The organism is Cellulomonas sp. NPDC055163 (assembly GCF_053607065.1).
Window position 1 is genome coordinate 545,556 of sequence record NZ_JBSGSU010000001.1, and the last position, 25,064, is coordinate 570,619.

General features: G+C 75.2%; 28 protein-coding genes and 1 riboswitch. Of the genes, 11 read left to right on the plus strand and 17 right to left on the minus strand.

Annotation, left to right across the window (positions count from 1 at the left end; genetic code table 11):
• Positions 1-98: 98 nt before the first annotated feature.
• The 6 genes from ACWFNE_RS02295 to gcvP all read right to left on the minus strand — a co-directional run bounded on the left by ACWFNE_RS02295 (position 99) and on the right by gcvP (position 7,421).
• Positions 99-557: an Hsp20/alpha crystallin family protein gene (locus ACWFNE_RS02295; RefSeq protein WP_452120840.1), complete on the minus strand. Its 459-nt coding sequence runs from the start codon at positions 555-557 to the stop codon at positions 99-101.
• 325 nt (positions 558-882) lie between these two features.
• Complete coding sequence (locus tag ACWFNE_RS02300) at positions 883-1,305, minus strand: (deoxy)nucleoside triphosphate pyrophosphohydrolase (RefSeq protein ID WP_452120841.1); 423 nt, start codon at positions 1,303-1,305, stop codon at positions 883-885.
• A 626-nt stretch (positions 1,306-1,931) separates the two neighbouring features.
• Complete coding sequence (locus ACWFNE_RS02305; RefSeq protein ID WP_452120842.1) at positions 1,932-2,168, minus strand: LuxR C-terminal-related transcriptional regulator; 237 nt, start codon at positions 2,166-2,168, stop codon at positions 1,932-1,934.
• Between the two features lie 438 nt (positions 2,169-2,606).
• Complete coding sequence (gene gcvH, locus ACWFNE_RS02310; RefSeq protein WP_452120843.1) at positions 2,607-2,990, minus strand: glycine cleavage system protein GcvH; 384 nt, start codon at positions 2,988-2,990, stop codon at positions 2,607-2,609.
• Positions 2,991-3,082: 92 nt separating this feature from the next.
• The gene (gcvT, locus tag ACWFNE_RS02315) at positions 3,083-4,222 is read right to left on the minus strand and encodes a glycine cleavage system aminomethyltransferase GcvT (protein WP_452120844.1); all 1,140 of its coding nucleotides are present in this window, start codon (positions 4,220-4,222) and stop codon (positions 3,083-3,085) included.
• 52 nt (positions 4,223-4,274) lie between these two features.
• Positions 4,275-7,421 (minus strand): aminomethyl-transferring glycine dehydrogenase, encoded by a 3,147-nt coding sequence (gene gcvP, locus ACWFNE_RS02320; RefSeq protein ID WP_452120845.1) that lies wholly within the window; start codon positions 7,419-7,421, stop codon positions 4,275-4,277.
• 135 nt (positions 7,422-7,556) lie between these two features.
• A riboswitch (glycine riboswitch) is annotated at positions 7,557-7,689 on the minus strand.
• Between the two features lie 164 nt (positions 7,690-7,853).
• On the opposite strand from gcvP, the gene ACWFNE_RS02325 reads away from it, so the two are divergent.
• Positions 7,854-8,117 (plus strand): helix-turn-helix transcriptional regulator, encoded by a 264-nt coding sequence (locus tag ACWFNE_RS02325; protein ID WP_452120846.1) that lies wholly within the window; start codon positions 7,854-7,856, stop codon positions 8,115-8,117.
• Positions 8,114-8,680 (plus strand): hypothetical protein, encoded by a 567-nt coding sequence (locus ACWFNE_RS02330; RefSeq protein WP_452120847.1) that lies wholly within the window; start codon positions 8,114-8,116, stop codon positions 8,678-8,680. The genes ACWFNE_RS02325 and ACWFNE_RS02330 overlap by 4 nt, the downstream gene beginning before the upstream one ends.
• Before the next feature lie 92 nt (positions 8,681-8,772).
• On the opposite strand, the gene ACWFNE_RS02335 is transcribed toward ACWFNE_RS02330, so the two are convergent.
• The 3 genes from ACWFNE_RS02335 to ACWFNE_RS02345 all read right to left on the minus strand — a co-directional run bounded on the left by ACWFNE_RS02335 (position 8,773) and on the right by ACWFNE_RS02345 (position 11,222).
• Positions 8,773-9,600 (minus strand): nitroreductase/quinone reductase family protein, encoded by an 828-nt coding sequence (locus ACWFNE_RS02335; RefSeq protein WP_452120848.1) that lies wholly within the window; start codon positions 9,598-9,600, stop codon positions 8,773-8,775.
• A gap of 72 nt (positions 9,601-9,672) precedes the next feature.
• The gene (locus ACWFNE_RS02340) at positions 9,673-10,137 is read right to left on the minus strand and encodes a hypothetical protein (protein ID WP_452120849.1); all 465 of its coding nucleotides are present in this window, start codon (positions 10,135-10,137) and stop codon (positions 9,673-9,675) included.
• Positions 10,134-11,222, minus strand: a complete 1,089-nt coding sequence (locus ACWFNE_RS02345) for a lactate/malate family dehydrogenase (RefSeq protein WP_452120850.1) — start codon at positions 11,220-11,222, stop codon at positions 10,134-10,136. The genes ACWFNE_RS02340 and ACWFNE_RS02345 overlap by 4 nt, the downstream gene beginning before the upstream one ends.
• A 155-nt stretch (positions 11,223-11,377) precedes the next feature.
• Between ACWFNE_RS02345 and ACWFNE_RS02350 the strand changes: the two genes are divergently transcribed.
• Together ACWFNE_RS02350 and ACWFNE_RS02355 are read left to right on the plus strand one after the other, a co-directional pair.
• On the plus strand, positions 11,378-11,698 hold the full coding sequence (locus tag ACWFNE_RS02350) for an antibiotic biosynthesis monooxygenase family protein (RefSeq protein WP_452120851.1): 321 nt from the start codon (positions 11,378-11,380) through the stop codon (positions 11,696-11,698).
• Between the two features lie 5 nt (positions 11,699-11,703).
• Positions 11,704-12,273, plus strand: a complete 570-nt coding sequence (locus tag ACWFNE_RS02355; RefSeq protein WP_452120852.1) for an MOSC domain-containing protein — start codon at positions 11,704-11,706, stop codon at positions 12,271-12,273.
• Between the two features lie 82 nt (positions 12,274-12,355).
• Here ACWFNE_RS02355 and ACWFNE_RS02360 read toward each other — a convergent pair whose 3' ends face one another.
• Positions 12,356-13,006 carry a hypothetical protein gene (locus ACWFNE_RS02360; RefSeq protein ID WP_452120853.1) on the minus strand — a complete coding sequence of 217 codons (651 nt, stop codon included), beginning with the start codon at positions 13,004-13,006 and terminating at the stop codon, positions 12,356-12,358.
• 29 nt (positions 13,007-13,035) lie between these two features.
• Here ACWFNE_RS02360 and ACWFNE_RS02365 point away from each other — a divergent pair, with 29 nt between their 5' ends.
• From ACWFNE_RS02365 to ACWFNE_RS02380, 4 genes are all read left to right on the plus strand, one after another.
• Complete coding sequence (locus ACWFNE_RS02365; RefSeq protein ID WP_452120854.1) at positions 13,036-13,512, plus strand: hypothetical protein; 477 nt, start codon at positions 13,036-13,038, stop codon at positions 13,510-13,512.
• Entirely contained in the window at positions 13,487-14,005 is a 519-nt protein-coding gene (locus tag ACWFNE_RS02370; protein ID WP_452120855.1) for a hypothetical protein, read from the plus strand. The genes ACWFNE_RS02365 and ACWFNE_RS02370 overlap by 26 nt, the downstream gene beginning before the upstream one ends.
• A complete protein-coding gene (locus tag ACWFNE_RS02375) occupies positions 13,998-15,170 on the plus strand; it encodes a DUF6545 domain-containing protein (RefSeq protein ID WP_452120856.1) in 1,173 nt (390 codons plus the stop codon). Before ACWFNE_RS02370 ends, ACWFNE_RS02375 begins: the two co-directional genes overlap by 8 nt.
• A 200-nt stretch (positions 15,171-15,370) precedes the next feature.
• Positions 15,371-15,637 carry a hypothetical protein gene (locus tag ACWFNE_RS02380; protein ID WP_452120857.1) on the plus strand — a complete coding sequence of 89 codons (267 nt, stop codon included), beginning with the start codon at positions 15,371-15,373 and terminating at the stop codon, positions 15,635-15,637.
• A gap of 24 nt (positions 15,638-15,661) precedes the next feature.
• Here ACWFNE_RS02380 and ACWFNE_RS02385 read toward each other — a convergent pair whose 3' ends face one another.
• The 3 genes from ACWFNE_RS02385 to galE form a co-directional block, all read right to left on the minus strand.
• Positions 15,662-16,918 carry a pyridoxal phosphate-dependent aminotransferase gene (locus tag ACWFNE_RS02385; protein WP_452120858.1) on the minus strand — a complete coding sequence of 419 codons (1,257 nt, stop codon included), beginning with the start codon at positions 16,916-16,918 and terminating at the stop codon, positions 15,662-15,664.
• Between the two features lie 71 nt (positions 16,919-16,989).
• Positions 16,990-18,273, minus strand: a complete 1,284-nt coding sequence (locus tag ACWFNE_RS02390) for a hypothetical protein (RefSeq protein WP_452120859.1) — start codon at positions 18,271-18,273, stop codon at positions 16,990-16,992.
• 52 nt (positions 18,274-18,325) lie between these two features.
• Entirely contained in the window at positions 18,326-19,327 is a 1,002-nt protein-coding gene (gene galE, locus ACWFNE_RS02395; protein ID WP_452120860.1) for a UDP-glucose 4-epimerase GalE, read from the minus strand.
• Positions 19,328-19,589: 262 nt separating this feature from the next.
• On the opposite strand from galE, the gene ACWFNE_RS02400 reads away from it, so the two are divergent.
• Positions 19,590-20,012 (plus strand): PPOX class F420-dependent oxidoreductase, encoded by a 423-nt coding sequence (locus ACWFNE_RS02400; RefSeq protein ID WP_452120861.1) that lies wholly within the window; start codon positions 19,590-19,592, stop codon positions 20,010-20,012.
• A gap of 4 nt (positions 20,013-20,016) precedes the next feature.
• The gene (locus ACWFNE_RS02405; RefSeq protein ID WP_452120862.1) at positions 20,017-20,532 is read left to right on the plus strand and encodes a GNAT family N-acetyltransferase; all 516 of its coding nucleotides are present in this window, start codon (positions 20,017-20,019) and stop codon (positions 20,530-20,532) included.
• A gap of 82 nt (positions 20,533-20,614) precedes the next feature.
• Here ACWFNE_RS02405 and ACWFNE_RS02410 read toward each other — a convergent pair whose 3' ends face one another.
• From ACWFNE_RS02410 to ACWFNE_RS02420, 3 genes are read right to left on the minus strand one after another with little or no spacing between them, the layout of a single operon-like run.
• Positions 20,615-21,169, minus strand: coding sequence for a DUF427 domain-containing protein (locus tag ACWFNE_RS02410; RefSeq protein ID WP_452120863.1), 555 nt, complete (start codon positions 21,167-21,169; stop codon positions 20,615-20,617).
• On the minus strand, positions 21,166-22,356 hold the full coding sequence (locus tag ACWFNE_RS02415) for an L-dopachrome tautomerase-related protein (RefSeq protein WP_452120864.1): 1,191 nt from the start codon (positions 22,354-22,356) through the stop codon (positions 21,166-21,168). The genes ACWFNE_RS02410 and ACWFNE_RS02415 overlap by 4 nt, the downstream gene beginning before the upstream one ends.
• On the minus strand, positions 22,353-23,501 hold the full coding sequence (locus tag ACWFNE_RS02420) for a glutathione-independent formaldehyde dehydrogenase (protein ID WP_452120865.1): 1,149 nt from the start codon (positions 23,499-23,501) through the stop codon (positions 22,353-22,355). Before ACWFNE_RS02420 ends, ACWFNE_RS02415 begins: the two co-directional genes overlap by 4 nt.
• Before the next feature lie 182 nt (positions 23,502-23,683).
• Here ACWFNE_RS02420 and ACWFNE_RS02425 point away from each other — a divergent pair, with 182 nt between their 5' ends.
• The gene (locus tag ACWFNE_RS02425; RefSeq protein WP_452120866.1) at positions 23,684-24,376 is read left to right on the plus strand and encodes an HAD family hydrolase; all 693 of its coding nucleotides are present in this window, start codon (positions 23,684-23,686) and stop codon (positions 24,374-24,376) included.
• 108 nt (positions 24,377-24,484) lie between these two features.
• Here the strand turns inward: ACWFNE_RS02425 and ACWFNE_RS02430 are convergent, their stop codons facing one another.
• Positions 24,485-25,018, minus strand: a complete 534-nt coding sequence (locus tag ACWFNE_RS02430) for a low molecular weight protein-tyrosine-phosphatase (protein WP_452120867.1) — start codon at positions 25,016-25,018, stop codon at positions 24,485-24,487.
• Positions 25,019-25,064 lie beyond the last annotated feature (46 nt).

Below are 25,064 nucleotides of genomic sequence, written 5' to 3' on the forward strand. Positions count from 1 at the left end.
GCGCGACGCCCTCGGACGGTTGCACACGGAAGAGGCCGGGACGGTGACGTCCCGACCTCCTCCCCCGGACCGCCCGCGCGACAGCGCGCGGCGCCGCCTCAGCTCGTGGACGCCTCGGCTCGCTCACCCGACTGGGTGATCGCCGCCGCCTGCGCCTGCGAGGCGTGCTGCACCTCGATGCGGCGCGGCTTGGCCTCCTCGGCGACGGGGATCGTCAGGGACAGCACGCCGTCCGCGTACGTCGCCTCGATCCTGTCGAGCGCCAGACCGCGGCCCACGGTCAGCTGGCGCACGTAGGTGCCGGACGGACGCTCCTGGACGAGCCACTGCACACCCTCGGCACCCTGGTGGGTGCGCCGCGCGCGGATCGTCAGCGTCTGGTCCTCGACGTTCACGTCGATAGTGCCCGGGTCGGCGCCCGGCAGGTCGGCGTGGAGCACGTAGTGGTCGCCCGACCGGAACAGGTCGAGCGGCATGGACGCTGCGGCGCGTGCGGAGCCGAACACCTGCCCGACGAGCCGGTCCATCTCCTGGAACGGGTCGAATCGCGTAGCCACGACCATCACCTCCTCGCGGCGAGGCACCGGACCGTCCGACGCCTCGGTACGGGCCCCCTCCGGAACCGTCCGGAGAGGACTGGCTACAGCACCTTTCTTAGCACTCCTCCCCGCGAGTGCCAACTCTCCGGACCGCGGCCGTCGCAACGACGTCGCGGAGGGGGTCGAGACCGAGGACGAGCTCGTCTCGCTGCTGGACCTGGGGGTCGGCCTCGGGCAGGGGTTCTACCTCGAGAAGCCGTGCCGCGAGCCACGGTGGGACGGCCTGCCGCACCGTGCGGCGACGCTGGCGTCCGGCGGAGGCTGAGGGTGGCCGTCCGGCGGGTCAGTCCGTCACGTACTGCGCGGCGAGCGCCTCGACGATCCGGACGTCGCCGTCGAGCCACGGGACCGTGGTCCACTGCCCGAGCGGGAGCCACTGCAGGGCGTCGTGCTCGACGAGAGGCTCCGGGACGCCGTCCACGACCTCGGCCATCCACAACCGCATGACGTAGGCGTCGGTGAGGCGCCACGCGCCGCCGTCGGGCCCGACGAGCTCGTGCCCCAGGCCGACACGGACGCCCAGCTCCTCGCGCAGCTCGCGGTGCAGCGCCTCCTCGGGGGTCTCTCCCGGGTCGACCTTGCCGCCGGGGAACTCCCACCGCCCGGCAAGGCTCGCGGGCGCGGACCGGCGGGCGGCGAGCAGCTCCCGGGGGGAGTCGAGGTCGTCGACGATCGCCGCGGCGACCACGAGCACAGGACGCGTCATGCGGCGATCCTGCCAGTGATGCATGTCGGGCGCGTGACGTGCCCGGGGACGCGGGTGGCCGCGGCGCGCACGGGTGGGCCTGGCCGGCGCGGGCACGGCGGAGGTGGGGGCGACCGCGTGGGCGAGTGGCGCGGGCGGCGAGGAGGCGACGCCGTGCGGGCGCGTGGCGCGGGCCGCGGGGAGGCGACGCCATGCAGGACGGCGTCGTGCGGGCGGCGGCGAGGCGACGCCATGTGCGGGACGGCGTCGTGCGGGACGACGCCGTGCGGGACGACGCCGTGCGGGACGACGCCGTGCGGGACGGCGCAGTGCGGCAGGGATCACGGTCGACGTCGGTGTCGGCGGCGGCCTCAGGTCGGCGCACCGGGGGTACGTCCGGGGCGTGCGACGAGCAGGTGCGGGCGGTGCGTCCGGCGGGACCCGGGTCGGCGCACCGGGGGTACGTCCGGTGCGTACGACGAGCAGGTGCGGGTCGTGCGTCCGGCGGGACGACTCGTCCGGCCGGGTCAGGCCGTGGGCCGGGTGGTGCGTCCGGCCTGGTTCGGGCCGTCGGCCGGGGTGCGTCCGGGCGGTGCCGTGCGTCCGGGTGGGCGCGCGGGGTCGTGGGTCGGGGTGGTGGCTGCGGGTCAGCGCAGGCCGGCGGCCTCGGCCCAGGCGACGGCCTCGGCTCGCGTGGAGACACCGATCTTGCGGTAGACGCTGCGCACCTGGGACTTGACGGTGTTGCGTGTGACGAAGAGGCGCGTCGCGATCTCCTCGAGCGTGACGTCCTCCGCGAGCTCGGACAGGACCACGCGTTCGCGGCGGGTCAGCGGCTCCGCGAGGGTCGTCGTGTGCGTGCGGTCTGCCTCAAGGATGCTCATGGTGTCCTCCGGGTCCGGACGGCGTCCGGTGGCCCGGCGCCGTGTCGTGCGGCTGTTACCGGATGAGATCGGCAGGTGCGGCCGATATGACGCCACAATCACCCACGGATCACCCCCGGCGTCGCCGCGGGTCGTGCGCGGGGCGACACTCGAAGGTGAACCTGCAGGTCACGGAGATACACCGGCACCGGACGAGGATCCCGATTCACCCGTTCGGACCAGCCGACGCGGGCATCTCCCGCCCTTCGGGGCAGCCCGCGGACCGGATTCTCGGCAGTGCGCGGCGCGATCGACCTCACCCACCGACGGCGCCCGCGCCGGACAGCGGGCGCAGGCGCACCCGATGTCGGTCACCGCGCGCGGGCCCACGAGTCGTCGGGCACCGACCCAGGGCGCTCGCGCCGTCGAGCACGTGCCCAGGCGCGCGCGCCCCGGGGGTCAGCCTGCGACCTGCGCCGCGTACTCCTCCGCGGTGAGCACGGGCCCGGTCTCGGTGACCTCGACCTTGAGCAGCCACCCGGCGCCGAACGGGTCCGAGTTGACGAGCTCGGGGGTCTCGACGACCGCCTCGTTGACCTCGACGACGGTGCCCGAGACGGGCGAGAACAGCTCGGACACCGACTTCGTCGACTCGATCTCGCCGATCACGGCGCCGGCGGTGATCGTCTCGCCGACCGCCGGGAGCTCGACGTAGACGATGTCACCGAGCGCGTCGGCCGCGGTCGAGGTGATGCCCACGGTCGCGGGCGCGTCGGCGCCGGCTCGGGTGTCGACCCACTCGTGCTCGACCGTGTACTGGAGGTGCTCGGGGAAGGCGCTCATGGAGGTGTCCTGTCGGTCGGGCCGCCGTGTCCGGGGCGTCGTGGGTCGGTCGGGATCGGTCGGGGTCGAGCGACTGCGGTCCAGCGGGTCGGTCAGCGAGGACGACGGTAGAAGGGAACCGGCACGACGACCACCGGCTCGCGGCGTCCGCGCACGTCCACCGCGAGCTCCCGGCCCTCGCCGCACATCTCGGGTGTCACGTACGCGAGCGCGATCGGGTGGCCGAGCGTCGGCGACGGCGCCCCGGACGTCACGTGCCCGATGACCGGCGCGTCGGGCGCCGTGCTCATCACGACGTCGTACCCGTGGCGCGCCGCCCGCTTGCCGAGCCCGCGCAGCCCGACGAGCACGCGCGCCGGCTGGGCGCCCTTGCGCGACGCGAGGACCTCCCGGCCGACGAACGGCAGCGGCTCGCCGTCGGGCCCGGTCTTGTCGAGCTTGACCACGCGCCCGAGGCCCGCCTCGTACGGCGTGGTGGTGGTGTCGAGCTCGTTGCCGTAGAGCGGCATCCCGGCCTCGAGGCGCAGGCTGTCGCGCGCGGACAGCCCCGCGGGGACGAGCCCGAGCGGCTCCCCGGCGGTGAGCAGGTCGCGCCAGAGCTCGGCGGCGGCCTCGGCCGGGACGAACAGCTCGAAGCCGTCCTCGCCCGTGTACCCGGTGCGCGCGACGAGCGCGGGGATGCCCGAGACCGTCGCGTTGACCGCGGCGTAGTACCGGAGCTCGCGGATCGGGTCGACGTCGACGGGGTCGGCCGCGGACGTGACGATCTCCTCGGCGCGCGGGCCCTGGACGGCGATGAGGGCGGTCGTCAGCGACGCGTCGTGCAGCGTCGCGTCGAACCCGGCGAGGCGCTCGGCCAGGGCGTCGCGCACCACGGCGACGTTCGAGGCGTTGGCGACGACGAGGAACCGGTCCTCGGCGAGCCGGTAGACGACGAGGTCGTCGAGCACCCCGCCGTCCTCGCGGACGATCATCGTGTACCGCGCCCGGCCGAGCGCCAGGGCCGTGAGGTCGCCGACGAGCGCGTGGTCGAGCGCCGCGGCGGCCCCCGCGCCCGAGATCTCGAGCTCGCCCATGTGCGAGAGGTCGAAGAGCCCTGCGGCGGTGCGGACCGCCTGGTGCTCGGCGATGTCGCTCGTGTAGCGCAGCGGCATCTGCCATCCCGCGAACGAGGTCAGGGCGGCGCCGAGGGCGACGTGCTCGTCGTGCAGCGGGGAGAGGACGTCGCTCACGGGCGGGCTCCGATCGGGTCGAGGGCTGTGCGGGGCGCGCGGGCGGCGACGGTCACGACGTGTACGCCTCGATCAGCGGGCACGTGCAGACGAGGTTGCGGTCACCGTGCGCGCCGTCGATGCGGCGCACCGGCGGCCAGTACTTGTCGCTGCGCACGCTCGCGAGCGGGAACGCCGCGAGCTCGCGCCCGTACGGCTTGTCCCACGCGTCGGCCGTGACGGACGCCGCGGTGTGCGGGGCGTTCCGCAGCGGGGACTCCGCGAGCGGCCAGCGTCCGGCGCCGACCGCGTCGATCTCGCCGCGGATCGACACCATGGCGTCGACGAACCGGTCGAGCTCGGCGAGGTCCTCCGACTCGGTCGGCTCGACCATGAGCGTGCCGGCGACGGGGAAGGACAGGGTCGGGGCGTGGAAGCCGTAGTCCATGAGCCGCTTCGCGACGTCCTCGGCCGTGACGCCCGTGTCCTTGGTGATCTGGCGCAGGTCGAGGATGCACTCGTGCGCGACGAGCCCGTTCGGCCCGGTGTAGAGCACCGGGAAGTGCGGGGCGAGGCGCGACGCGAGGTAGTTCGCGCTGAGCACCGCGGTCTCGGTCGCCCGGCGCAGGCCCTCGCCGCCCATGAGCGCGACGTACGCCCAGGAGATCGAGAGGATGCCGGCCGAGCCGAACGGTGCCGCGGAGACCGGGGCGGCCGCGCCGGGGCCGGGCAGGCCGGGCGACGCGAGGGTGCCCGTGGCCGCGGTCGCGGTGCCCGACGAGGGTGCCGCCGAGCCGTCGCTCCCGGCCGGGCCGCCGACGGGCCGCGCGTCCGAGCCGTGGCCCGCGCCGGGGTCGCCCGGCAGGAACGGCACGAGGTGCGCGCCGACACCGATGGGCCCGACCCCGGGGCCGCCGCCGCCGTGCGGGATGCAGAACGTCTTGTGCAGGTTGAGGTGCGAGACGTCGCCGCCGAACTCCCCGGGCCGGGCGAGGCCCACGAGCGCGTTGAGGTTCGCGCCGTCGATGTACACCTGGCCGCCGGCCTCGTGCACGAGGTCGCAGACCGTGCGCACGTCCTCCTCGTACACGCCGTGCGTCGAGGGGTACGTGATCATGATCGCGGCGACCTGCGGGCCGTGCTGCGCGAGCTTCGCGCGGAGGTCGTCGAGCTCGACCGAGCCGTCCTCCGCCGTCGCGACGACCACGACGCGCATGCCCGCGAGCGCCGCCGACGCCGCGTTGGTGCCGTGCGCCGAGGCCGGGATGAGGCAGATGTCGCGCACGGCGTCGCCCTCGGCGCGGTTCGCCGCGTGGTACTCGCGGATCGCGAGCAGCCCGGCGAACTCGCCCTGCGACCCGGCGTTGGGCTGGACCGAGACCGCGGCGTAGCCGGTGATCTCCGCGAGCCACGTCGAGAGGCTCTCGATGAGCTCGGCGTACCCGGCGGCCTGCTCACGCGGCGCGTACGGGTGGATCGACGCGAACTCGGGCCACGTCATGGCCTCCATCTCGACGGTCGCGTTGAGCTTCATGGTGCACGAGCCCAGCGGGATCATCGTGCGGTCGAGCGCGAGGTCCTTGTCCGAGAGCCGCCGGAGGTAGCGCATCATCGCGGTCTCGGAACGATTCACGTGAAACACGGGGTGCGTGAGGTAGCCGCTGGTCCGCCGCGCCCACGCCGGGAGCGCGGGGGACCCGAGCGGTACGTCCGTGCTGGTCGCGGGCCCGGCGGCGTGCTCGTCGGGGCGGGGCTCGGAGTCGGCGGACGCCCCGAGCGCCGCTGCGACGGCTGCCAGCACCGCACGCACGTGCTCGGGCGTCGTCGTCTCGTCGCACGCCGCCTGGACGTGGTCCTCGTCGGGCGCCCACAGGTTGATCCCGCGCTCCGCCGCAGCGGCGACGACGGCCCGCGCCCGGCCCGGCACGACGGCCCTGACGGTGTCGAAGAACGCCTCGTGCGCCACCGCGACCCCGTGCGCCCGCAGCCCGTCGGCGAGCGCGACCGCCCGCGCGTGCACCCGCTCGGCGATCGCCCGCAACCCGTCGGGCCCGTGGTAGACGGCGTACATCGACGCCGTGATCGCGAGCAGCGCCTGCGCGGTGCAGATGTTGCTCGTGGCCTTCTCGCGGCGGATGTGCTGCTCGCGGGTCTGCAGCGCGAGCCGGTACGCGGGTGCGCCGTCGGCGTCGATCGACACACCGACGAGCCGGCCCGGGATCATCCGCTCGAGGCCCGAGCGCACCGCCATGAACGCCGCGTGCGGCCCGCCGTAGAACAGCGGGACGCCGAAGCGCTGCGCCGAGCCGACCGCGATGTCCGCGCCGAGCTCGCCGGGCGGCGTGAGGATCGTGAGCGCCAGCAGGTCGGCGGCGACCGTGACGAGCCCGCCCGCGGCGTGCGCGGCCTCGACGAGCGGCCGGAGGTCGCGCACGACCCCCGAGACCCCGGGCGCCTGGACCACGACACCGACGAGCCCGCCGGGGCCCACGTCGGGGAGCCCCTCGCTCAGGTCCGCGACCACGACCGGCAGCCCGATGGCCTCCGCGCGCCCCCGCGTGACCGCGACGGTCTGCGGCAGGCACTCGGAGTCGAGCACCACGACGCCCTCGGGCCGGCCCTTGACCGAGCGCCGCATGAGCGCGACCGCCTCCGCGACGGCCGTCGCCTCGTCGAGCAGCGACGCGTTCGACGTCGGCAGCCCCGTGAGGTCGCCGATCACGGTCTGGAAGTTGAGCAGCGCCTCGAGCCGGCCCTGCGAGATCTCCGGCTGGTACGGCGTGTACGCGGTGTACCAGGCGGGCGACTCGAGCACGTTGCGGCGGATCACCGGCGGCGTGATCGTGTCGGAGTACCCGAGCCCGATCATCTGCGTCATCACGGTGTTCTTCGCGGCGATCGCCCGCAGCGCCTGGAGCACCTCGGCCTCGCTGCGGGCCGCCGGCAGGTCCAGCGGGCGGTCCGTGCGGATCGAGGCGGGGACGGCGGCGTCGACGAGGTCGTCGAGCGAGTCGTAGCCGAGCTGCGTGAGCATCGTCGCGAGCTGCGACGTGCGCGGGCCGACGTGCCGGTCGGTGAAGTCGCGCGCGGCGTCGGTGCGGTGGGACAGCTCGTCGGCGCTGAGGTGCGTCGCGGCGGTCTGGTCGAGGTCGGTCACGAGGGCCTCCGGGGGTCGTCCGGCGGGCACCGGGACGGACGGGTGGCCTCCCCGCTCTGTCATCCGCGCGCCCGGGGGCACGCGACCTGAGAGTTTTGCCGGTCCGCCATGGGCCCCGCGGTGAGCGGGACCCCGGGGCGCGCCGGCTTGCACCGTCGGTGGGCCGCCCGTCGCCGGGTGGCCGCTTTCCAGAGTTGCCTCGCCGTGGCGGTACGGGGGCCTGAGAGTTTCCCGGGGAGGGGCTTGCTCCTTCGGCGCCTCGCCGGACGGCTCGGGCTCCCGCTCGGGGCGGTCCGGGCCGACGACGGGAGGACTCTCCCGCCACGGTTCGATCAGCGTGTTCAGTTGGGCGTGCTGCGCCAGCGTACCCGCAGCGTGGACCGTCCGGCGGGCGGCGGGTGTCCGGGGTTCGCCACGGCACGCTCGCCACGGGCCCGGACTTCAGATGTCAAGGCAACTTGACCTTTCATGTCAACGATCCTTAACATTTCACGCATGACGGCCGGCCTCACCCCTGCGAAGGCAGCGGACGGACCCCGGGCGACCGGGAACCCCGTCCGGCACCAGCGTCGCGCGCTCAAGGTCACCCAGGCCGAGCTCGCGGAGGCCACCGGGGTGAGCCGGCAGACCGTCATCGCGATCGAGCAGGGCGACTACGCCCCGTCCGTCTTCCTGGCGCTGCGCATCGCGCGGACCCTGGGCTCGACGGTCGAGGACCTGTTCGGCGCGTCCGATCCGCACACCGGAGGGGCAGCATGACGACCAACGAGCACGGCATCCTCGGCCGGGCGGCGGACCGCCTCATGGACCTCGACTCCCCCGTCTACGGCGACGAGCGGGAGCGCGCGCTGGTGATGGAGGCCTACACGTTCGGCGCGACGGCGACGGTCTACGTCTGCATCGGCGCCGCCGTCGTGAGTGCGGTCCTCGGCGGGCTCCTGCTGCCCGTCGTGCTCCTCGTGACCGCGACCCTGCCGTCGTTCGCGAGCATCTGGTACGCCCGGCGGCGCGGCGTCGACCTGCTCGCGATGTCCGAGCGCGCGACCCCGCGCGAGCGGCGCACCACCGTCCTGACCATGGTCGGCGGCGTGCTCGTCGTGCTCGGGGCGATGCTCGTCACGGTGCGCACCGGGCACGGGCTCGTGCCGCTGCCGGAGCCGTCCGGGACGGTCTCCGAGGTGCTCGACTCCCTGGTGGTCGGCGCGATCCTCGGCGGCATCGGCGGGGGCCTGCTCGGGCTCGTCGTCCAGCTCGTGCGCCGACGGACCCACCCGGCTGCCGCCGGCACGCACGGGGACGACGGCGACGGCCTCGACGACTGACCCCGGCCACCCCGCGCCCGTGCGCCTGCAGGGCCGGCGTCAGGCGCGCTGCGTCGGGCGCGCGGCGCGGACCGCGTCACGCGCGGCCGGCGTCAGGCCCGGGCCGCGTCGAGCACCGGGACGAGCTGCTCCTCCTCGTAGGCGAGGTGCCGGCCGAGCTCGTCGACGAGCCGGTCGACCTCCCGCAGCGTCGCGTCCCGGTCCGCGACGTCCGCGCCCACGACCGCCTGCAGCTCGTGGAGCAGGTCCTTGATGACCGCGTGCTCGGCACGGAGGCGGTCGAGCACCGGCGCCAGGGACGGGTCCTGCGCGAGCACCAGGAACATCCCCGTGTCCTCGCCCTCGTGGTGCCGGTGCAGGCCCGTGCAGACCGTGAGGCACGAGACCCGCAGCTGCGCACCGAGCCTCGTCCCGCCGCGCGCGACCTCGTCCCGGACCAGCGCGAGCTCGCGGCGGAACGCGTCGTGCAGCAGCACGAGCGCCTGGCCCCAGGGCACTCCCGCGGGCGGGCCCTGGGAGACGCGGTGCAGCGCGACGACAGGGATGACCCGGCTGGTGCTCGCCTGGTACTCGGCCCACCCCGGGTCCGCCTCGACGGCGCGCGCGAACAGGCGGTCGCGCTCCTCGCCGGTCAGGACCTCCGCGCGCGCCTCGTAGGCGAACACGCCGTCCTCGACCGTCACGGTCGGGTCCGCGACGAGGTTGTGGAACCACGCCGGGTGGGTCGGCGCACCGAGGGACGACCCGATGACGAGCACCCGGTCGCCGTCGGGCAGGTAGCCCAGCGGCGTCGTGTGCGGGCGCCCGGTCCGCGCGCCGCGGGTCGTGAGCAGCAGCAGCCGGCTGCCCTCGTACTCGGCGACGCGGCCGTGGCGCGCACGGAACTCGTCGACGATCCTGTCGTTGTACGCGTTCGGCACGGTCGCTCCCCTGCGGTCTCGCGAGCGACGCTAGACCTGCGCGCCCGGCACGGGCAACGGTGCGCCGGCCGGTCAGAGCCCGAGGATCACCGTGGCCGTCGTCGCCGCCCCCCGCTCCCGCGCCGCCTGCACGACCTGCGCGACGTCCGCGAACGAGCCCTCGACGAGCACCGGCTGCCCGGCCGACGTGTCCCCCGACCACCGGACGGCCGCGTGCGGCGGCGGAGTGAACGGCACGTGGTCGGGCATGACGACGACGCCGGCGGCGCGCACCGCCGGGTCCTCGGCCGAGCGCACCTCGACCGAGCGGACCGCGGACAGCCGCTCGACCGTGCGGACCAGCAGGCGCTGGAGCCGGGCCGTCGCACGGAACGTCACCGCGATCGCCCCGACGTCACCGTCGACCGCGCCCGTCGCGAGCGACTCGAAGCTCACGCCGCGTGTCGAGAACACGCTGGTCAGGTCCGTGAGGGTGCCCGGCCGGTCGGCGCCGCGCACGAGCGCGACCCACCGCTCGTCGCCCGTCGTCCCGTTCACGCCACCGCCCCCGTCCGCCCGAGCCCCCACGGCGCGAGGCTCGCGTCGATCCGGTCGCGGCACCGCACGAGCAGCTCGGCCTCGTCGGGCGCGAGCTCGTCGAGCAGCGCGCGCGTCCACCCCTCGGGGCCGAGGACCACGGGCACGCCGAGCACCCCGTCGATCGGCGACCCGCCCACGCTGACCTCGCCGTCGAGCAGGACCTGCCCCGCAACGACGATCTCCCGGCCGTCGAGCAGCGTGTCGACGAGGTCGACGGTCGCGCTCGCCGTGCCGGCCGCGGTCTTGGCGCCGCTCTGGTGCGTCATCCAGGGCCGCGCGACAGCGCGCAGGTCCGGCGGCCACGAGTCGATCAGGTCGAACGCCGCCCCGATGTCCTCGGCCGCGAGCGCGAGCAGCTCGGTCTGCGCGCCGGCGATCTCGGCGCCGAACGTCGCGAGGGTCCGCCCGCGCCGCAGCCCGTCGATCGCGCGCCGGCGCTCCGCCCGGTCGAGCCCGCTGACCCGCACGGTCGACCACAGCGGCACGAGGTCGGACCCGTGCTGGCCGGTGACGAAGCCGCCAATCCGGTGCCGGCGCAGACCGAGCGACACCGCGATCTCGCGCCGGAACCGCAGGGTGTCGAGCCACGCGCCCATCCCGATCACGCGGTGCCGGCCGAGCGTGCGCGCCATCACGGCGACCCCCAGCTCGACGGGGTTCGACACGACGACGACGACCTCGTTGCCGGACCCGTGCGCGGCGAGCGCCCGGGCGTACGCGTCGAACACCGCGTGGTTCTCGGCGGCGAGCCGCGTGCGGTCGGTCGACGCCCCGGCCCGCGGCGGTGCCGTGACGCCCGCGCAGACGACCACGACGTCCGCGACGACGTCCTCGGGCGTGAGCGCGACGTCGATCAGCGGTGCGTGCTCGTCGTACGCGTCCACCAGGTCGGCGCGCAGCCCGTGCGTCGCGCGCGCCGACGACCCGCCGGTGCGCCCGACGAGCTGGAGCCGCGACGACGTCGGGAGCACCCGCCGCTCGACGAGCTGCGTGCACACCTGTCGCCCGACGTCACCCGTCGCTCCCAGCACCGCCACGTCCATGCCTCGAACGGTACGACGGGCGCGTGTCCCGCAGGTTGCGCCCGGAGCGGGCGGCACCTGTGCGCGGCCGGCACGCCGCCGTCCCCCGTTGCCACGGGCGGGCCGCACCGCGGACGGCCCGGTGCCCCGGCCGGCGCCGGTGCCACGATCGGCCGATGATCCTGGAGCACGCCCTGCTGCCCGTCGACCCTGCCCGCGCCGCGGAGTTCGAGGCGGCCTTCGCCGAGGCGCTGCCCCTCATCAGCGCGATGCCGGGCGTCGGCCGGGTCACGCTCTCGCGCGGCGTCGAGAGCCCGGGGACGTACCTGCTGCTCGTGGCGTGGGAGACGGTCGAGCACCACACCGAGGGGTTCCGCGGCTCCGCCGGCTACGGACGCTGGCGCGAGCTGCTGCACCGGTTCTACGACCCGTTCCCGGTGGTCGAGCACTTCGCTCCGGTGCTCGCCGCCGAGCCTGGCGCCCGCTCCGCACCCTGAGGAGAATGGGGCGCGTGAGCACCGACGCGCTCGTCCAGCCCTCCGTCCTCTCGGTCAGCCGCAGCCCGCGGCACGCGTTCAGCAAGCCGGTCCAGCAGGAGATCCGGCTCGTCGCGGGCCTCGGGGTCGAGGGGGACGCGCACTGCGGCGCGACCGTCCAGCACCGCTCGCGCCGGCACCGCCCCGACCCGCCGCCCAACCTGCGGCAGGTCCACCTCATCCACGCCGAGCTGTTCGACGAGGTCGCGACCGGCGGGTTCGTCGTCCGGCCCGGGGAGATGGGCGAGAACGTCACGACCCAGGGCGTCGAGCTGCTCGCGCTGCCGCGCGGGACGCGCCTGCACCTGGGCCGCCACGCGGTCGTCGAGCTCACCGGTCTGCGGAACCCGTGCACGCAGATCGACGGGTTCGCCGACGGCCTCATGCGCGCGGTGCTCGGGCGCGACGCGGACGGCAACCTGATCCGCAAGGCCGGCGTCATGAGCGTCGTGCTCGCGTCGGGCCTCGTGCGGGCCGGCGACCGGATCGACGTCGAGCTGCCCGTGGGCGTGCACGAGGTGCTGGCGCCCGTCTGATGCCCCTGCGCGCGCCCGCCGGCCCGAACGCGCGCGCGCCCGCCGGCCCGACCGCGCATCCGCCCGCCGGCCCCACCGCGCGTCAGCCGCCCGGGCCGAGCGTCGCGACGAACCCGAGCAGCACCCCGACTGCGGCGCCGGTCACGGCCTGCGCGACGGTGTGCTGCCGCAGCCGCACCCGCGACCGGACGAGCGCCGCGAGGACCACGACGCCGGCCGCGCCGACCACGGGGAACCACCCGAGCAGCAGCCCGACGAGCGTGCCCGCGAGCAGCCCGTGCGCCGACACGTTCCACCGCGCGCCTGCGAGCGCGACGAGCCCGGTCGCGAAGTAGGCGACGAACGCGCGGACCACCTCGTCGGGCACGCCGAGCGCGACCCCGGCCGCGAGCGCGGCGAGCTCCGCGGCGAGCACCCAGGGGACCGCCAGGCGCCGGGTCACGGAGCCGGGGCCGCCGACGAGCCGAACGAGCCCGAGCGCGAGGAGCGCCGCGCCCGCGAAGAGGCCGACCGTCAGCGCGACGGCTCGGCCCCGGCCGTCGGGACCGCCGGCCCACGCCGCGACGACGGTCGCGAGCACGGTGCTCGGCAGCGGTCCGAGGGCCCGGCTCAGTGCGCGGGCGGCCTGCGCGTCGGGGCGGTCCCCGCCCGGGTGCGGGGAGAGGTGCTTGTCGCGGGATGTCCGGTCTGAGATGCTCCACGACAGTTCATGCGCACGACCCGACCGGTTCATCTCAGCAGGTCCTCCCAGGACGGAGCGGCATGGCGGAGCAGGACGAGCCAACCACGGCCGGCGCCGGTCTCGCCGCCAAGCTCGACCGGCTCTTCACGACGATGCGCCCGTCGCCGGACCGCGAGTACACCCACGACGAGGTGGCCCAGGCGATCAGCCGCACCGCCGGGGGACCGTCGATATCCGCGACGTACGTGTGGCAGCTGCGCACCGGTCGGCGCGACAACCCGACGAAGCGGCACCTCGAGGCGCTCGCCACGTTCTTCGGCGTGCAGCCCGCCTACTTCTTCGACGACGAGCGGGCCGGCGAGATCGAGCGCCAGCTCGCGCTCGTCGCCGCGATGCGGGACGCGGGCGTGCGCTCGGTCGCCCTGCGCGCGTCCGGCCTGTCGCAGCAGAGCATCGACGCCCTGCTGCTCATGGTCGAGCGCGTCCGCGAGCTCGAAGGTGTGCACGGCAGGACCCAGGGGGAGACACGAGATGGCCAGCGCCCGACGCCGGGCTGAGGAAGCGCTCGACGAGCTCGGCCTGCGCGGGCCCGCGACCGTCGACGCCCTCGTCCAGCACCTCGCCGAGCAGCGGCAGCGGCCCCTGCTCGTCGAGACGGCACCGGCCGCCTTCTTCGCGGACACCGCGTGCGGCGCGTGGTGGGAGAGCGAGCACCTCGACCTCGTCCTCGTGCCCGAGGACGCCGACCCGGTGCTGCGCGACCACACCGTCCGCCACGAGCTCGCCCACATGATCCTGCGGCACCCCGGCTCCGCGTGCTCCGGCGAGGCGCTCCGCGGCGTCCTCGCACGCGTGCTGCCCGACCTGGACGCCGGCTCCGTCCTCGGCGCGCTGCACCGGCGCAGCGACTACGGCGTCGCCGCCGAGCGGGAGGCCGAGGTGCTCGCGTCCCTCCTGACCCTGCGCGACGCGGCCGACGCGGACCGCCTCGGGGACGGGCAGACGGAGGCGCTGCGGCGCGCACTGAGCGGGAGGCTGCGCCGTGGATGAGCTCGTCACCGCCGGGGTCGCGGTCCTGTGGGCCGTGACCGTCGTGGAGGTCGTGCGCGCGGTCCGCGGCACCGGGACGCCGTCGCTGCTCGTCGCGGTCGCCGCCCTCGCCGCCGGCCGGACGCTCGACCTCGACGCGGTCGGCGGGGCGCTCGGGCGCACGACCGCGCTCGCCGCCGCCGAGCACGCGCTCGTCGTGGTCAGCGCGCTGGCGGTCGTGGCCTTCACGCACCGGATCACCGGTCAGCGCCGCACCGTGCCGCGGGCGGTCTGGGTCGTGCTCGTGCTCGCGCTCGCGGCGCCGCTCGTCGACGCGGGGAGCGTGCTGCCGGCGACCGCGGACCACCGGGCGGCGGTGTACGCGTCGTCCGTCCCGTGGCTCGTGCACTGGGTCGCCTTCCTCGTGACGCTCACCGTCGCCCTGACCGCCGGCGCCCGCACCGCGCTGCGCAACGGCCGGCTCGCACGCGGCGTGCTCGGGGTCCGGCTCGTCGGGCTCGGGGCCGGGCAGGTGCTCGGTGTGCTCTACGCCGCGCTCAAGGCGCTGCACCTCGGGGCGCTCGTCGTCTCGCCCGGGTCGGACGTCGGTCTGCTCGGGACCGCGGAGCAGGCGGCGCTGAGCTCGGCGATCCTCCTCGTCGCGGCCGGGCTCGTCGTGGGCTTCGCCGCCACCGCCGCCGCGGACGTGGCAACCCGCCGCCGGCTGTGGGTGCTGTGGCCGGTGTGGGCCGACCTGTGGCCCCACGCACCGCACCTCGACCACGCCGCGCCGAGCCGCCTCCGGACGGCCGTCTCCCCCGACGCACGCATCCGCGAGGTCCGGCTCGTCGTCGAGATCGGCGACGCCCTGCGTGCCCTCACCCCGTACGTGCCCGCGCACGACCACACCGACCCGGTCGCGTCCGCCGCGGCGCTGCAGCTCGCGTCCCGGCGGGTCGGCCAGGACGTCCCGACCCCCGCGTCGACGGGCCCGCGGCCGGCCGAGGCGGGGTTCGCCGCGCGCACGCGCGAGCTGTCCACGCTCGCGCGCGCGTGGCCCCGGGCGGCGGCCGTCCGGGCGCAGATCGTGCCCGGCGTGGGCGTCGAGAGCGCGGACGACGCCGTCGCCGCGCACGCCCGAGCACCCGGGGACGGGCGCCACGGCGCCGCGGAGCGCACGTCATGAGCCGCGGAGCGCACGTCGAGCTCCGCGGACCCACCCCCAGGCCGCGGGTGCCGGGCGTGCGCAGCACACCGGCCCCGTCCAGGGAGCACGCCGACGCGGACGCCGTCAGGATCGACCCGGACGTACGCGCGCACGACCGGTTGCTGACACCACCACGACAGCAGCCGCCACCACCCGAGCGACCAGCCCAGGAGGGCACCATGCACGGAGCGACCGGCACCGAGAGCACGACCGACGAACGCGCCGAGGACCGCACGGACGGGCGCGGTGTCGACCGGGCCCACGACCTGACCGCGAGCCTGCTGTCTCCCGAGGAGGTCGCCCGGCCGGACGAGGTCGAGGACTCCCGGCCGCTCGTGCGGCACGGCTCGGACCTCCTCGACCTGGTCGCCGGGGGTGTGCCGTTCGCGGTCGCGCACGACGTCCGCGCGTCGACCCCCCGCCCGGCGGACCCGACGGACAGCTGACGGGCACCGCGGACGGCCCCGGCGTCAGAGGGTGCGCTGCCACGCCACGACGCGGTCGACCGCCTCGCGGACCACGTCGACCGACGACGCGAACGACAGCCGCACCCAGTCCCGCCCGTCGACGCCGTCGAAGTCGGTGCCGGGCGTGAGCGCGACCCCCGCCTCGGCGAGCAGCCGCTCGCACCACGTCACCGAGTCGAGGCCCGACGCGCTGATGTCGGCGTAGAGGTAGAACGCGCCGTCGGCCGGGGCCACCCGGTCCCACCCGAGCTCGGGCAGGCGGTCCAGCAGCAGCGCCCGCGACTGCGCGTAGCGGGTCACGTTCTCGTGCGCCGCGGCGTACCCCTCGGGCGAGAACGCCGCGACGCCGGCGTGCTGCGCGAGCGCGGGCGGGCACAGCGCGACGTTGCTCGCGAGCGCGTCGACCGGGCCCACCAGGTCCTCGGGCAGCAGCAGCCACCCGAGGCGCCAGCCCGTCATGGCCCAGTACTTCGAGAACGAGTTGACGACGACGGCGCCCTGGTCGAGGAACTGCGCGGCGGTCGCCGCACCGGCGGACCCCACGGTCTCGGCCGGGGCCACTCCGCCGGTGACGGCCACCGGGCTCCGCGGGCTCCCCAGGTCGGGGGCGCCGCCGTCGGGTACCGACCCGTAGGTGATGCCGTGGTAGATCTCGTCGCTGATGAGCCGCACGTCGAACTCTGCGCACCAGGCCGCGAGCGCCGCGAGCTCGTCGGCCGCGATCATCGTGCCCGTCGGGTTCGCGGGGCTCGCGACGACGACCCCGTCGAGCCCGCCCGCGTAGTACGCCTCCTGCAGCTGCGCGACCGTCGGCTGGTAGCGCGTCTCGGGACCGCACGCGAGCTCGACCACCTCGCAGCCGAGCGACGCGAGGATGTTCTTGTACGCCGGGTAGCCGGGGCGGGCCAGCGCCACCCGGTCGCCGACGTCGAACGCCGCGAGGAACGCCAGCATGAAGCCGCCCGAGGACCCGGTGGTGACCGCGACCCGCGCCGGGTCGACGTCGACGCCGTACCAGCGCGCGTAGTGCCCCGCGATGGCGGCCCGCAGCGGCGGCGCACCCAGCGCCTCGGTGTACCCGAGGCTCCCCGACGTCAGGATCTCGATCGCCCGGTCGCGCACGACGTCCGACGCACCCGTCGACGGCTCCCCCGCGCACAGGTTCAGCACCGACTCCCCCGCGGCGCGGCGGGCGTTGGCGGCCGCGAGGACCTCCATGACGGCGAACGGCGGGACGTGGGAGCGGCGCGAGACCTTCATCCGCCCATCTTGGCGGCTGCGCGGCCGGGCGACCGCTCGGAGGGCGGTGACGGTCGCCGGCGCCGGCGCCGTCAGGTCGCCTCCAGCTCCCACTCACCCAGCAGCGTGCCCTCCGACGCCACGGGTGCGATGTGCGCCGTCACGCCCGCCGACTCGAGCTCCTCGACCAGGATGCGGATCATCGCCCGGCCCATGGGCCCGGAGCAGTCGCCCTTCGTGTCGACGACGAGCTCGGCGCCGACGTCGTACAGGGTCACGCCCGACACCCAGTTCGGGGTGTACAGGTCCGTGGTGTACCGCTCGTCCTCGGTGATCTCGTCGCCCACCTCGTCGACGAGGTGGAAGCGGTTCCCGGCTCGCCGGAGCGCGTCCACGGCTCCCTGCGTGTCCTCCGACTGGACCCGGAATCCCGGGCTCGTGTTCCAGCCGTTCCAGCCGTCCACGTCGGACTCTCCGAAGACGTCGGGATCCACGGTCACCCGGCTCGCGCCGGGGTACCCGTCGGCGGCGCTCCCGTCGGACGGCGGCGTGACACGGGTACCTCGCCACGGAGGAGGCGGACCGGCGCCTTCCGAGGGCTGGTTCGGGGTCTCGGTCCAGTCGCGTGCGCGGAGCTCCTCCCCGAGCCGCCCGCGTACCAGGCCGTACTCCGGTGTGGGCTCGCACACCCACGAACCGCCGCGGACGTCGTAGATCCCGACGCCCTCGTCGACGAAGGCCAGCACGAGGTCGTCTCCCGGCGCGTCGGCCGGGGCGTGGAGGCCGAGGGCGAGGTCACGGGGACGCACCGCGTACCGGCAGCCCGGCACCGCCACGGTCCACCACGCGGGGGTGGCGGGGTCAGGCCCCAGCCCCAGGACCTCGAGGAGGTCGAACACGGCGGTCTGCCAGTGCAGAGGCCAGACCCAGAGCACGCCGCAGATGCCCATGAGGCTCACGGGAGCGGTCGTGGACGCCGCGGCCCACCGCCAGAGCGCGTTCGCCGCCTCGGCCCGCCAGTTCTCACCCCACTCCTGCACCATCCGGTCGCGCCAGTGCTCGAACGATCCGGTCGAGGAGTCACCCCAGGCGATGAGGCGCGATCTCCCGTCGTGACGGAAGGCGATCCGGACGTGCTGGAACCCGTCCGCGCCGATGCCGAGCGCCGGGCCGCCGACCTCCTCCTCGACGGCCTCGACGGGAGGGACGAGCTGGTGGAACCAGAGCCAGCCGTCCGGTGCGAGGCACTGCCACCCGTCGGCCCGCCTCCACGACAGCTCGGGATCGGGGACGGCAGCACCGAGCCCGGCGTTGACGGCGAGCTCGGTCAGGGGACGGTCCCAGCGCGTGAGGACGAAGGACCTGGTCAGCGTCATGCGGTGATCGTGCCCGAGACCTGTGACACCGCCGCGCAGCGCTCGGGCGCCGTCACCCCGCGAGGTCCGGGAGCACTGTGCCGCGCCGCTCGATCCACGCCAGCGAGTCCGCGATGCCGTCCTGCACCGACCGCTGCGCCTTCCAGCCGAGCACCTCGCGCGCGCGGTCGCTGCGCGTGTACGCGCCCGCCGAGTCCCCGGGGCGGCGGGGGTGCTCGACGACCTCGACGCGGTCGCCCGTGACCTCCTCGAACGCGGCGACGAGCTCCTTGACGGTCGTCCCGGTGCCGGTGCCGAGGTTGACGACCGCGTGCCGGTCGCCCCCGAGCGCGGCGTCGAACCGCTCGAGCGCGGCGACGTGCGCGAGCGCGAGGTCCCACACGTGCACGTAGTCGCGGATGCCGGAGCCGTCGCGCGTGCCGTAGTCGACCCCGGTGATCCGGAACGGCTGCCCGGCGCGGTGCGTGTCGACGAGCTGGCCGAGCGCGTGGCTCGGGGCGGCGAGCTGGAGGCCGGTGCGCAGCTGCGGGTCGGCGCCGATCGGGTTGAAGTAGCGCAGGGACAGCACGCGCAGGTCGGTCGCGGCGGCGACGTCCTCGAGCACGCCCTCGACCATCATCTTGGTGCGGGCGTACGGGCTGGTCGGGGCGAGCGGCGAGGACTCGTCGACGCTGAAGTCCTCGCTCGGCCGGTACATCGACGCGGAGCTGCTGAAGATCAGCCGGCGGCAGCCGCGCTCGACCACGGTCTCGACGAGGTCGATCGTCTTGGTGACGTTGGCGCGGTAGTAGTCGAGGGGGCGCGCGACGGAGTCGGGCACCACGATGAGGGCGGCGCAGTGCACGACGGCGGCGATGTCCGGGTTCTCGTCGAAGATGCGGTGCACGAGCGCGCGGTCGGCGATGTCGCCCTCGTAGAACGTGCGCCCCGCGGTGAACTCGCGACGGCCGGTGACGAGGTTGTCGAGGACGATCGGCCGGTGCCCGGCGTCGAGCGCCGCCGACGCGATCGTGCTGCCGATGAACCCGGCGCCGCCGGTGACGAGGATGTCCATGTCTGCCTCTCGTTGGTCCCGGTCGGGCTGTGCGAGCAACCGGGTGTCGGGCTGCGCCCACCCGCCGGCGTTCTCCGTCCCGGCGGGTCGCCACGCTTCCGCGGACAGCCTAGGAGGGCCCGGAGCCGCGCCGGGGCGTCCGGTGTGACGCTCCGGTGTCGGAATCGGCTGCGGTCGGTGAGGGTGGACCAGGGCCGCTCGGCCCCGAGGGTGGAGACCACCGGTGCGCTCCCCTGCCGCGACGACGACGAGGACCACCGACATGACGAGCCTGCCCACGCACGTCTTCACGGCGCTCGGCGACGAGCGCTTCGTGTCGCTCACGACGTTCCGCCGCACCGGGGAGCCCGTCTCCACGCCGGTCTGGGTGGTCCGCGACGGCGAGGAGCTGCTCGTGACGACGCCCGACGGCAGCGGCAAGGTCAAGCGGCTCCGGCACACCCCCCGCGTCGAGCTCCGCCCGTGCAGCCGCAGCGGCTCCGTTCCCGAGGGCGCCGTCCCCGTGCCGGGCGACGCCGAGCTCGTCACGGACGCCGCGGAGGTCACGCGCCTCTCGGACCTGTTCCGGGACCGCTACGGGTTCGAGTACCGGGCGTTCATGCTCGTCGAGCGCCTCGCCGCGCGGCGCCAGAAGCCGCGGGTCGTCGTCCGGATCAGACCGTCAGCTCCGCGCTCGGTACCGTGACCGGGTGCTCACGCTGATCGAACCGACGACCGCGTTGTACGCCTCGTGGCACGCAGCCCACGAGGAGTGGGGGCCGGGCCTGCACGAGGACGGCTTCGGTCTGACGCCGTCCGACGACGTGGGGTCCTTCGCCGGGTTCCGCACCTGGGTGGACCGGCTGACCGGCGAGTCCGCACGGGCGGGACGCGCCGGCCCCGGTGCGACGAGGACCACGTACCGCTGGATCGTGGAGGGTGAGGAGGTGCTGGGCGGGATCGCTCTGCGCACCGGCCCTCGCGACGTCGTGCTGCGCACGGGTCACATCGGCTTCGGCGTCCGTCCCTCCGCGCGGCGGCGCGGCGTCGCGGCCTGGGCGCTGGGTCAGATGCTCACGGAGGCCGCCGCACAGGGGCTGGGTCGGGTGCTGCTGGTCTGCGAGCGCAGCAACACCGCGTCCGCCGCCACGATCGGGGCGTGCAGCGGCGCGTCCGAGGACGCCCCGCACGGCGACGACGTCCGCCGCTACTGGATCGCTCTCTGACCGCGTCCGCGACTCGACCCGCTCCTCGCCGAGGGGGTGCCTGCGGACACGGTCGAGCCGTGCGCGCTCACCCGGCGCGCCCTCACCAGCCCCGCGTGCCGTCCGCGCCCTTGAACGGCCCGACGACGCGGCCCGTGCGCCAGCCGCCGTAGAAGTCGCCCTCCTGCGCCTCGACGACCTCGTCGTCGACCGTGCACCGCGTCATGCGGCCCGGGTACAGCGCGACGTACCCGGCGAGCTGCTCGTACCCGCGGCTCGGCGAGGCGTAGCCCCACGCGGCCTGGCGTGCGCGCACCTCGCGACCCGCGGCGTCGTGCCCGACGACGTCCCAGTACGTCGCGCGGCCCTTGAACTCGCACCACGACGTCGCGCCGGGGACCGGGACCAGGGCGCCGGGCGCGACGTCGTCGGGGTGCAGGTAGTACGCGGGCGGGTGGGAGGTCTCGAGCACGCGCAGGCTGCGGCGGGTGTCGGCGACCACCGACACCCCGAGCAGGACGACGACGTGCTCGTCGCTCGGCTCGACGCGCGGCGGGCGCGGGTAGTCCCACACCGACTCCTGGCCGGGTCCCGGCGCGGCCGCCGGGCGACCGCCGGGCGGTGGTGTGCGGGGGCGCCAGGTGCCGGGTGCGGTCACGCGGGGTCGCCCGGGGACTCGCGGACGAGCCGCACCGGGCCCGCGTCGATCGGCGTCCGGAACAGCGCGTACGGCTTGTGCCGCATGTCCTCGCCGCGCTGGTAGGTCGCCTGGCGGTGCAGCTGGTTGGCCGTCACGTACAGGTGGCCGTCTGCGGCGACCGACAGGGTGTCCGGCCAGAGCAGCCGCGGGTCGTGCACGAGCGTCTCGTAGGAGCCGTCGGGCAGCCGGCGCAGGACGGCGTCGTGCTCGTACGCGGTGACGTAGACGCGGCCCTGGTCGTCGGTCTCGAGGCCGTCGGCGCCGGTGCCCTTGTCGCCCTCGTCGACCACCGTGGCCGCGACCGCGTCGTCGTCGAGCGTGCGGTCGACGAGCGCGTCGACCGAGACGCTCCACAGCCGCCGGGACGCGAGCGGGCAGTAGAGGAGGCGCTCGCCGTCGTGGCTGATCGCGATGCCGTCGGCACCCATCGCGACGGGTTGCGGGTCCTCGTCGGGCGACGGCTGCTGAACCATCGGCCGGCCCTCGACGACGGGCCGGAACTCGCTCCACGGCAGGGCCTGGGTCGACGGGTGCTCGTGCAGGCGGCGCCACGCCTCCCCCGTCGCGAGGTCGACGACGACGATCGCGTTCGGTCCCGAGTCCGAGGAGTCGGTGATGAACGCCGTGCCGGCGTCGCCGCGGCGCAGGTCGAAGCGCACGTCGTTGAGGTAGGTGCTCGGCAGCGCGACCGACGGGTCGAACGTGATGACCTGGACCACCGCGTCGGCCGTGAGGTCGACGCACACGAGCTTGGGGCCGCCCGGCTCCGTGGGCCGGAACAGCGGGCTGCCCGTGTCGAGCACCCACAGCCGGTCCGCGGGGTCGACCACGACGCTCTGCACCGACACGAACGCGCCGGCGTCGTCGTCCCCCGACGGGGAGTTCCACGCCTCGTCCGGGTACGCGACGGCGACCCCGTCGCGCAGCTCCGTGACCGTCGCCGGGACGTCGTCGCCCCAGAGGGGGTAGTTGACGAACACGCGACCCCCCGCCGAGACCGTGACCCCCGTCGGCATCGGGCCCTCGAACGCGTGCACGAGCTCGAGGGTCGAGACGGGCTGGTCGGTCGTCTGCCCGCTCGACCCCGAGCCGTCGTCGCCCTGCCAGCTGATCGCCGCGCCGCCCCCGGCGCTCGTGCCGCTCACGCCGCCTGCCCCGGGCGCAGCAGCACCTTGGTCCAGCCGTCGACGCGCTTGTCGAACTGGTCGTAGCCGTGCACGGCCTCGTCGAGCCCGAGCTCGTGCGACACGAGGAACGACGGCGTCGCGCGGCCGGCGACGATGAGGTCGCGCAGCTGGCGGTTGTAGCGCATGACCGGCGCCTGGCCCGTGCCCATGTGCTGGCCCTTGGTGAAGAACGTGCCGTAGTCGAACCCGATCCGCCCCTGCTGCGCGCCCTCGTCCTGCGCGCCCGGGTCCTCGGGGACGTACACGCCGACGACGCCGATGCCGCCCGTCGTGCGGACCGTCTTCACGAGGTTGTCGAGCACGAGCTCGGGGTGCTCCTCGCCGGAGTGGTCGTGCGCCTGGTACCCGACGGCCTCGACACCGCAGTCGGTGCCCCGGCCCTGCGTCGCGTCGAGCACCTGCTCGACGGGGTCGCCGCGGGAGAAGTCGACGGGCACCGCGCCGATCTGCGCCGCGAGCGCGAGGCGGTCCGGCTGCTTGTCGACGACGAAGACGCGCGCCGCACCCCGGATCAGCGCGCTGTGCGCCGCCATGAGCCCGACGGGCCCCGCGCCGTACACCGCGACGTCGTCCCCGGGCTGGAGGCCCGCGAGCACCGTGCCGTGCCAGCCCGTCGGGAAGATGTCGCTCAGCATCGTGAAGTCGTTCTCGTGCTCGGTGCCCGCGGGCAGCTCGAGCAGGTTCACGTCCGCGAACGGCACGCGCAGGTACTCGGCCTGGCCGCCGTCGTACGGGCCCATGTTCGCGTAGCCGTACGCGGCGCCGTCGACGCCCTCGGTCGGGTTGGTGCGCGTGCAGAACGACGTCCAGCCCTGCAGGCAGTTGCGGCACACCCCGCACGCGATGTTGAACGGCACGCTGACCCGGTCGCCGACCTTGATCCGCGTCACCGCGGGGCCGACCTCCTCGACGACGCCCATGTTCTCGTGCCCGAGGACCTTGCCCTCCTCGACGGTCGTCCGGCCCTCGTACATGTGCAGGTCCGAGCCGCAGATGTTGGTCGTGGTGATCCGGAGGACGGCGTCCGTCGGCTGCTCGATCCGCGGGTCCGGGACCTCGGTGACCTCGACCTGACGGGGGCCTCGGTAGACGACTGCGCGCATGGTTCTCCCTGGGTGGTGGAGGGGGTGCTGGCCTCCGGCCGCGGCGGTGTCTGCACCGCGCACCGGGTCGTGCGTCCACGTCCCATCGTGGGCACGCGGCTCGGCGGACCGCATCTCGGAGCGCCCGCGCGGCCCTCCCCGCTGGGCGCGCGCCCGGCACCCGACCGGGCTATGACTGTGGGGTGAGCAGCGAACCCCACCAGCCCGCGCACGGACCCGCAGCCGTCCTGCTCGACATCGACGGCACGCTCGTGGACTCCAACTACCTGCATGTCCACGCGTGGAGCGTCGCGTTCCACGACGCCGGCCACCCGGTGGACTCCTCGCACATCCACCGGTGCATCGGGATGGGCTCCGCCCAGCTGCTCGAGGAGCTGCTCGGCGAGGACGGCGACGGCCCCGTGGGTCGGCGCGCGAAGGAACGCCACGCCGAGGTCTACGCGGACCTCGCGCCGCTGCTCCGCCCGTTCACCCACGCCCAGGACCTGGTCCGTGAGCTGGCCGGCCGCGGGGTGCGGACCGTGCTGGCGACCTCGGCCCCGGCCGACGAGCTCCGGCGGCTGCGGGCGACCCTCGAGCTCGACGACGTCCTCACCGCGGTCACGTCGGACGAGGACGTCGAGTCGGCCAAGCCCGAGCCGGACCTGGTGCGGGCGGCGCTCGACGCCGGCGGCGTCCCGCCGGAGCGCGCGGTCATGATCGGCGACTCGGTGTGGGACGTGATCGCCGCCGAGCGGGCCGGCGTCGCGTGCGTCGGTGTCCTGACCGGCGGCACCACCGAGGCCCTGCTGCGCGAGGCGGGGGCCGTCGCCGTCTACCCCGACGCCGCCGCCGTCCTGGCAGCACTCGGGACAGGTCCGTTCGCGCACCTGTAGGCCGGTGAGCCCGCGGCACGGTGCGTGCGGCCGTCCGCGGCGCGCGTGCCCGAGCCGCCGTCCGGGACCAGCCGCGGCGCACCGAGGGCGAGCCGCGACCGGCCCGCCCTATGCCGTGCCGGTCGCCCGCCGGTCGAGCTCCCCGCGCACGTGCTCGACGATCGCGTCCGCCGCCGCCTCCACCACGTCGAGGCACGTCTCGAAGTCCTCCGGGCCCCCGTACCAGGGGTCGTCGACGTCGAGCAGGTGCTCGGACGCCTCGTCGTCCACGGGCGGCGCCGCCGGGTCGAACGACCGGTACATCACGACCCGCCCGGCCACGCGCGGGTCCGCGGCGAGGCGGCGCAGCGCCCGCGCGTGCACCGACGTCATCGCGAGCACCAGGTCGCGGGCCGGCAGGTCGACGGCCCGCACCTGCTGCGCCGTCCGGTGCGGCACCGGGTACCCGTGCGCCGCGAGCACCGCGCGCGCCCGCCGGTCGATCGGGTTGCCGTGCTCCTCGTTGCTGATCCCCGTCGAGTCGACCAGGACGCGGTCGCCGAGCCCCGCGTCCTCGAACCGCGAGCGCAGCACGACCTCCGCCACGGGCGAGCGGCAGATGTTGCCCGTGCAGACGGTCATGACGCGGTAGGGGGTGCTCATGCGCCCATCATTCGGCACGCGTCGCACGGGCGCCGCGCGGGACGTG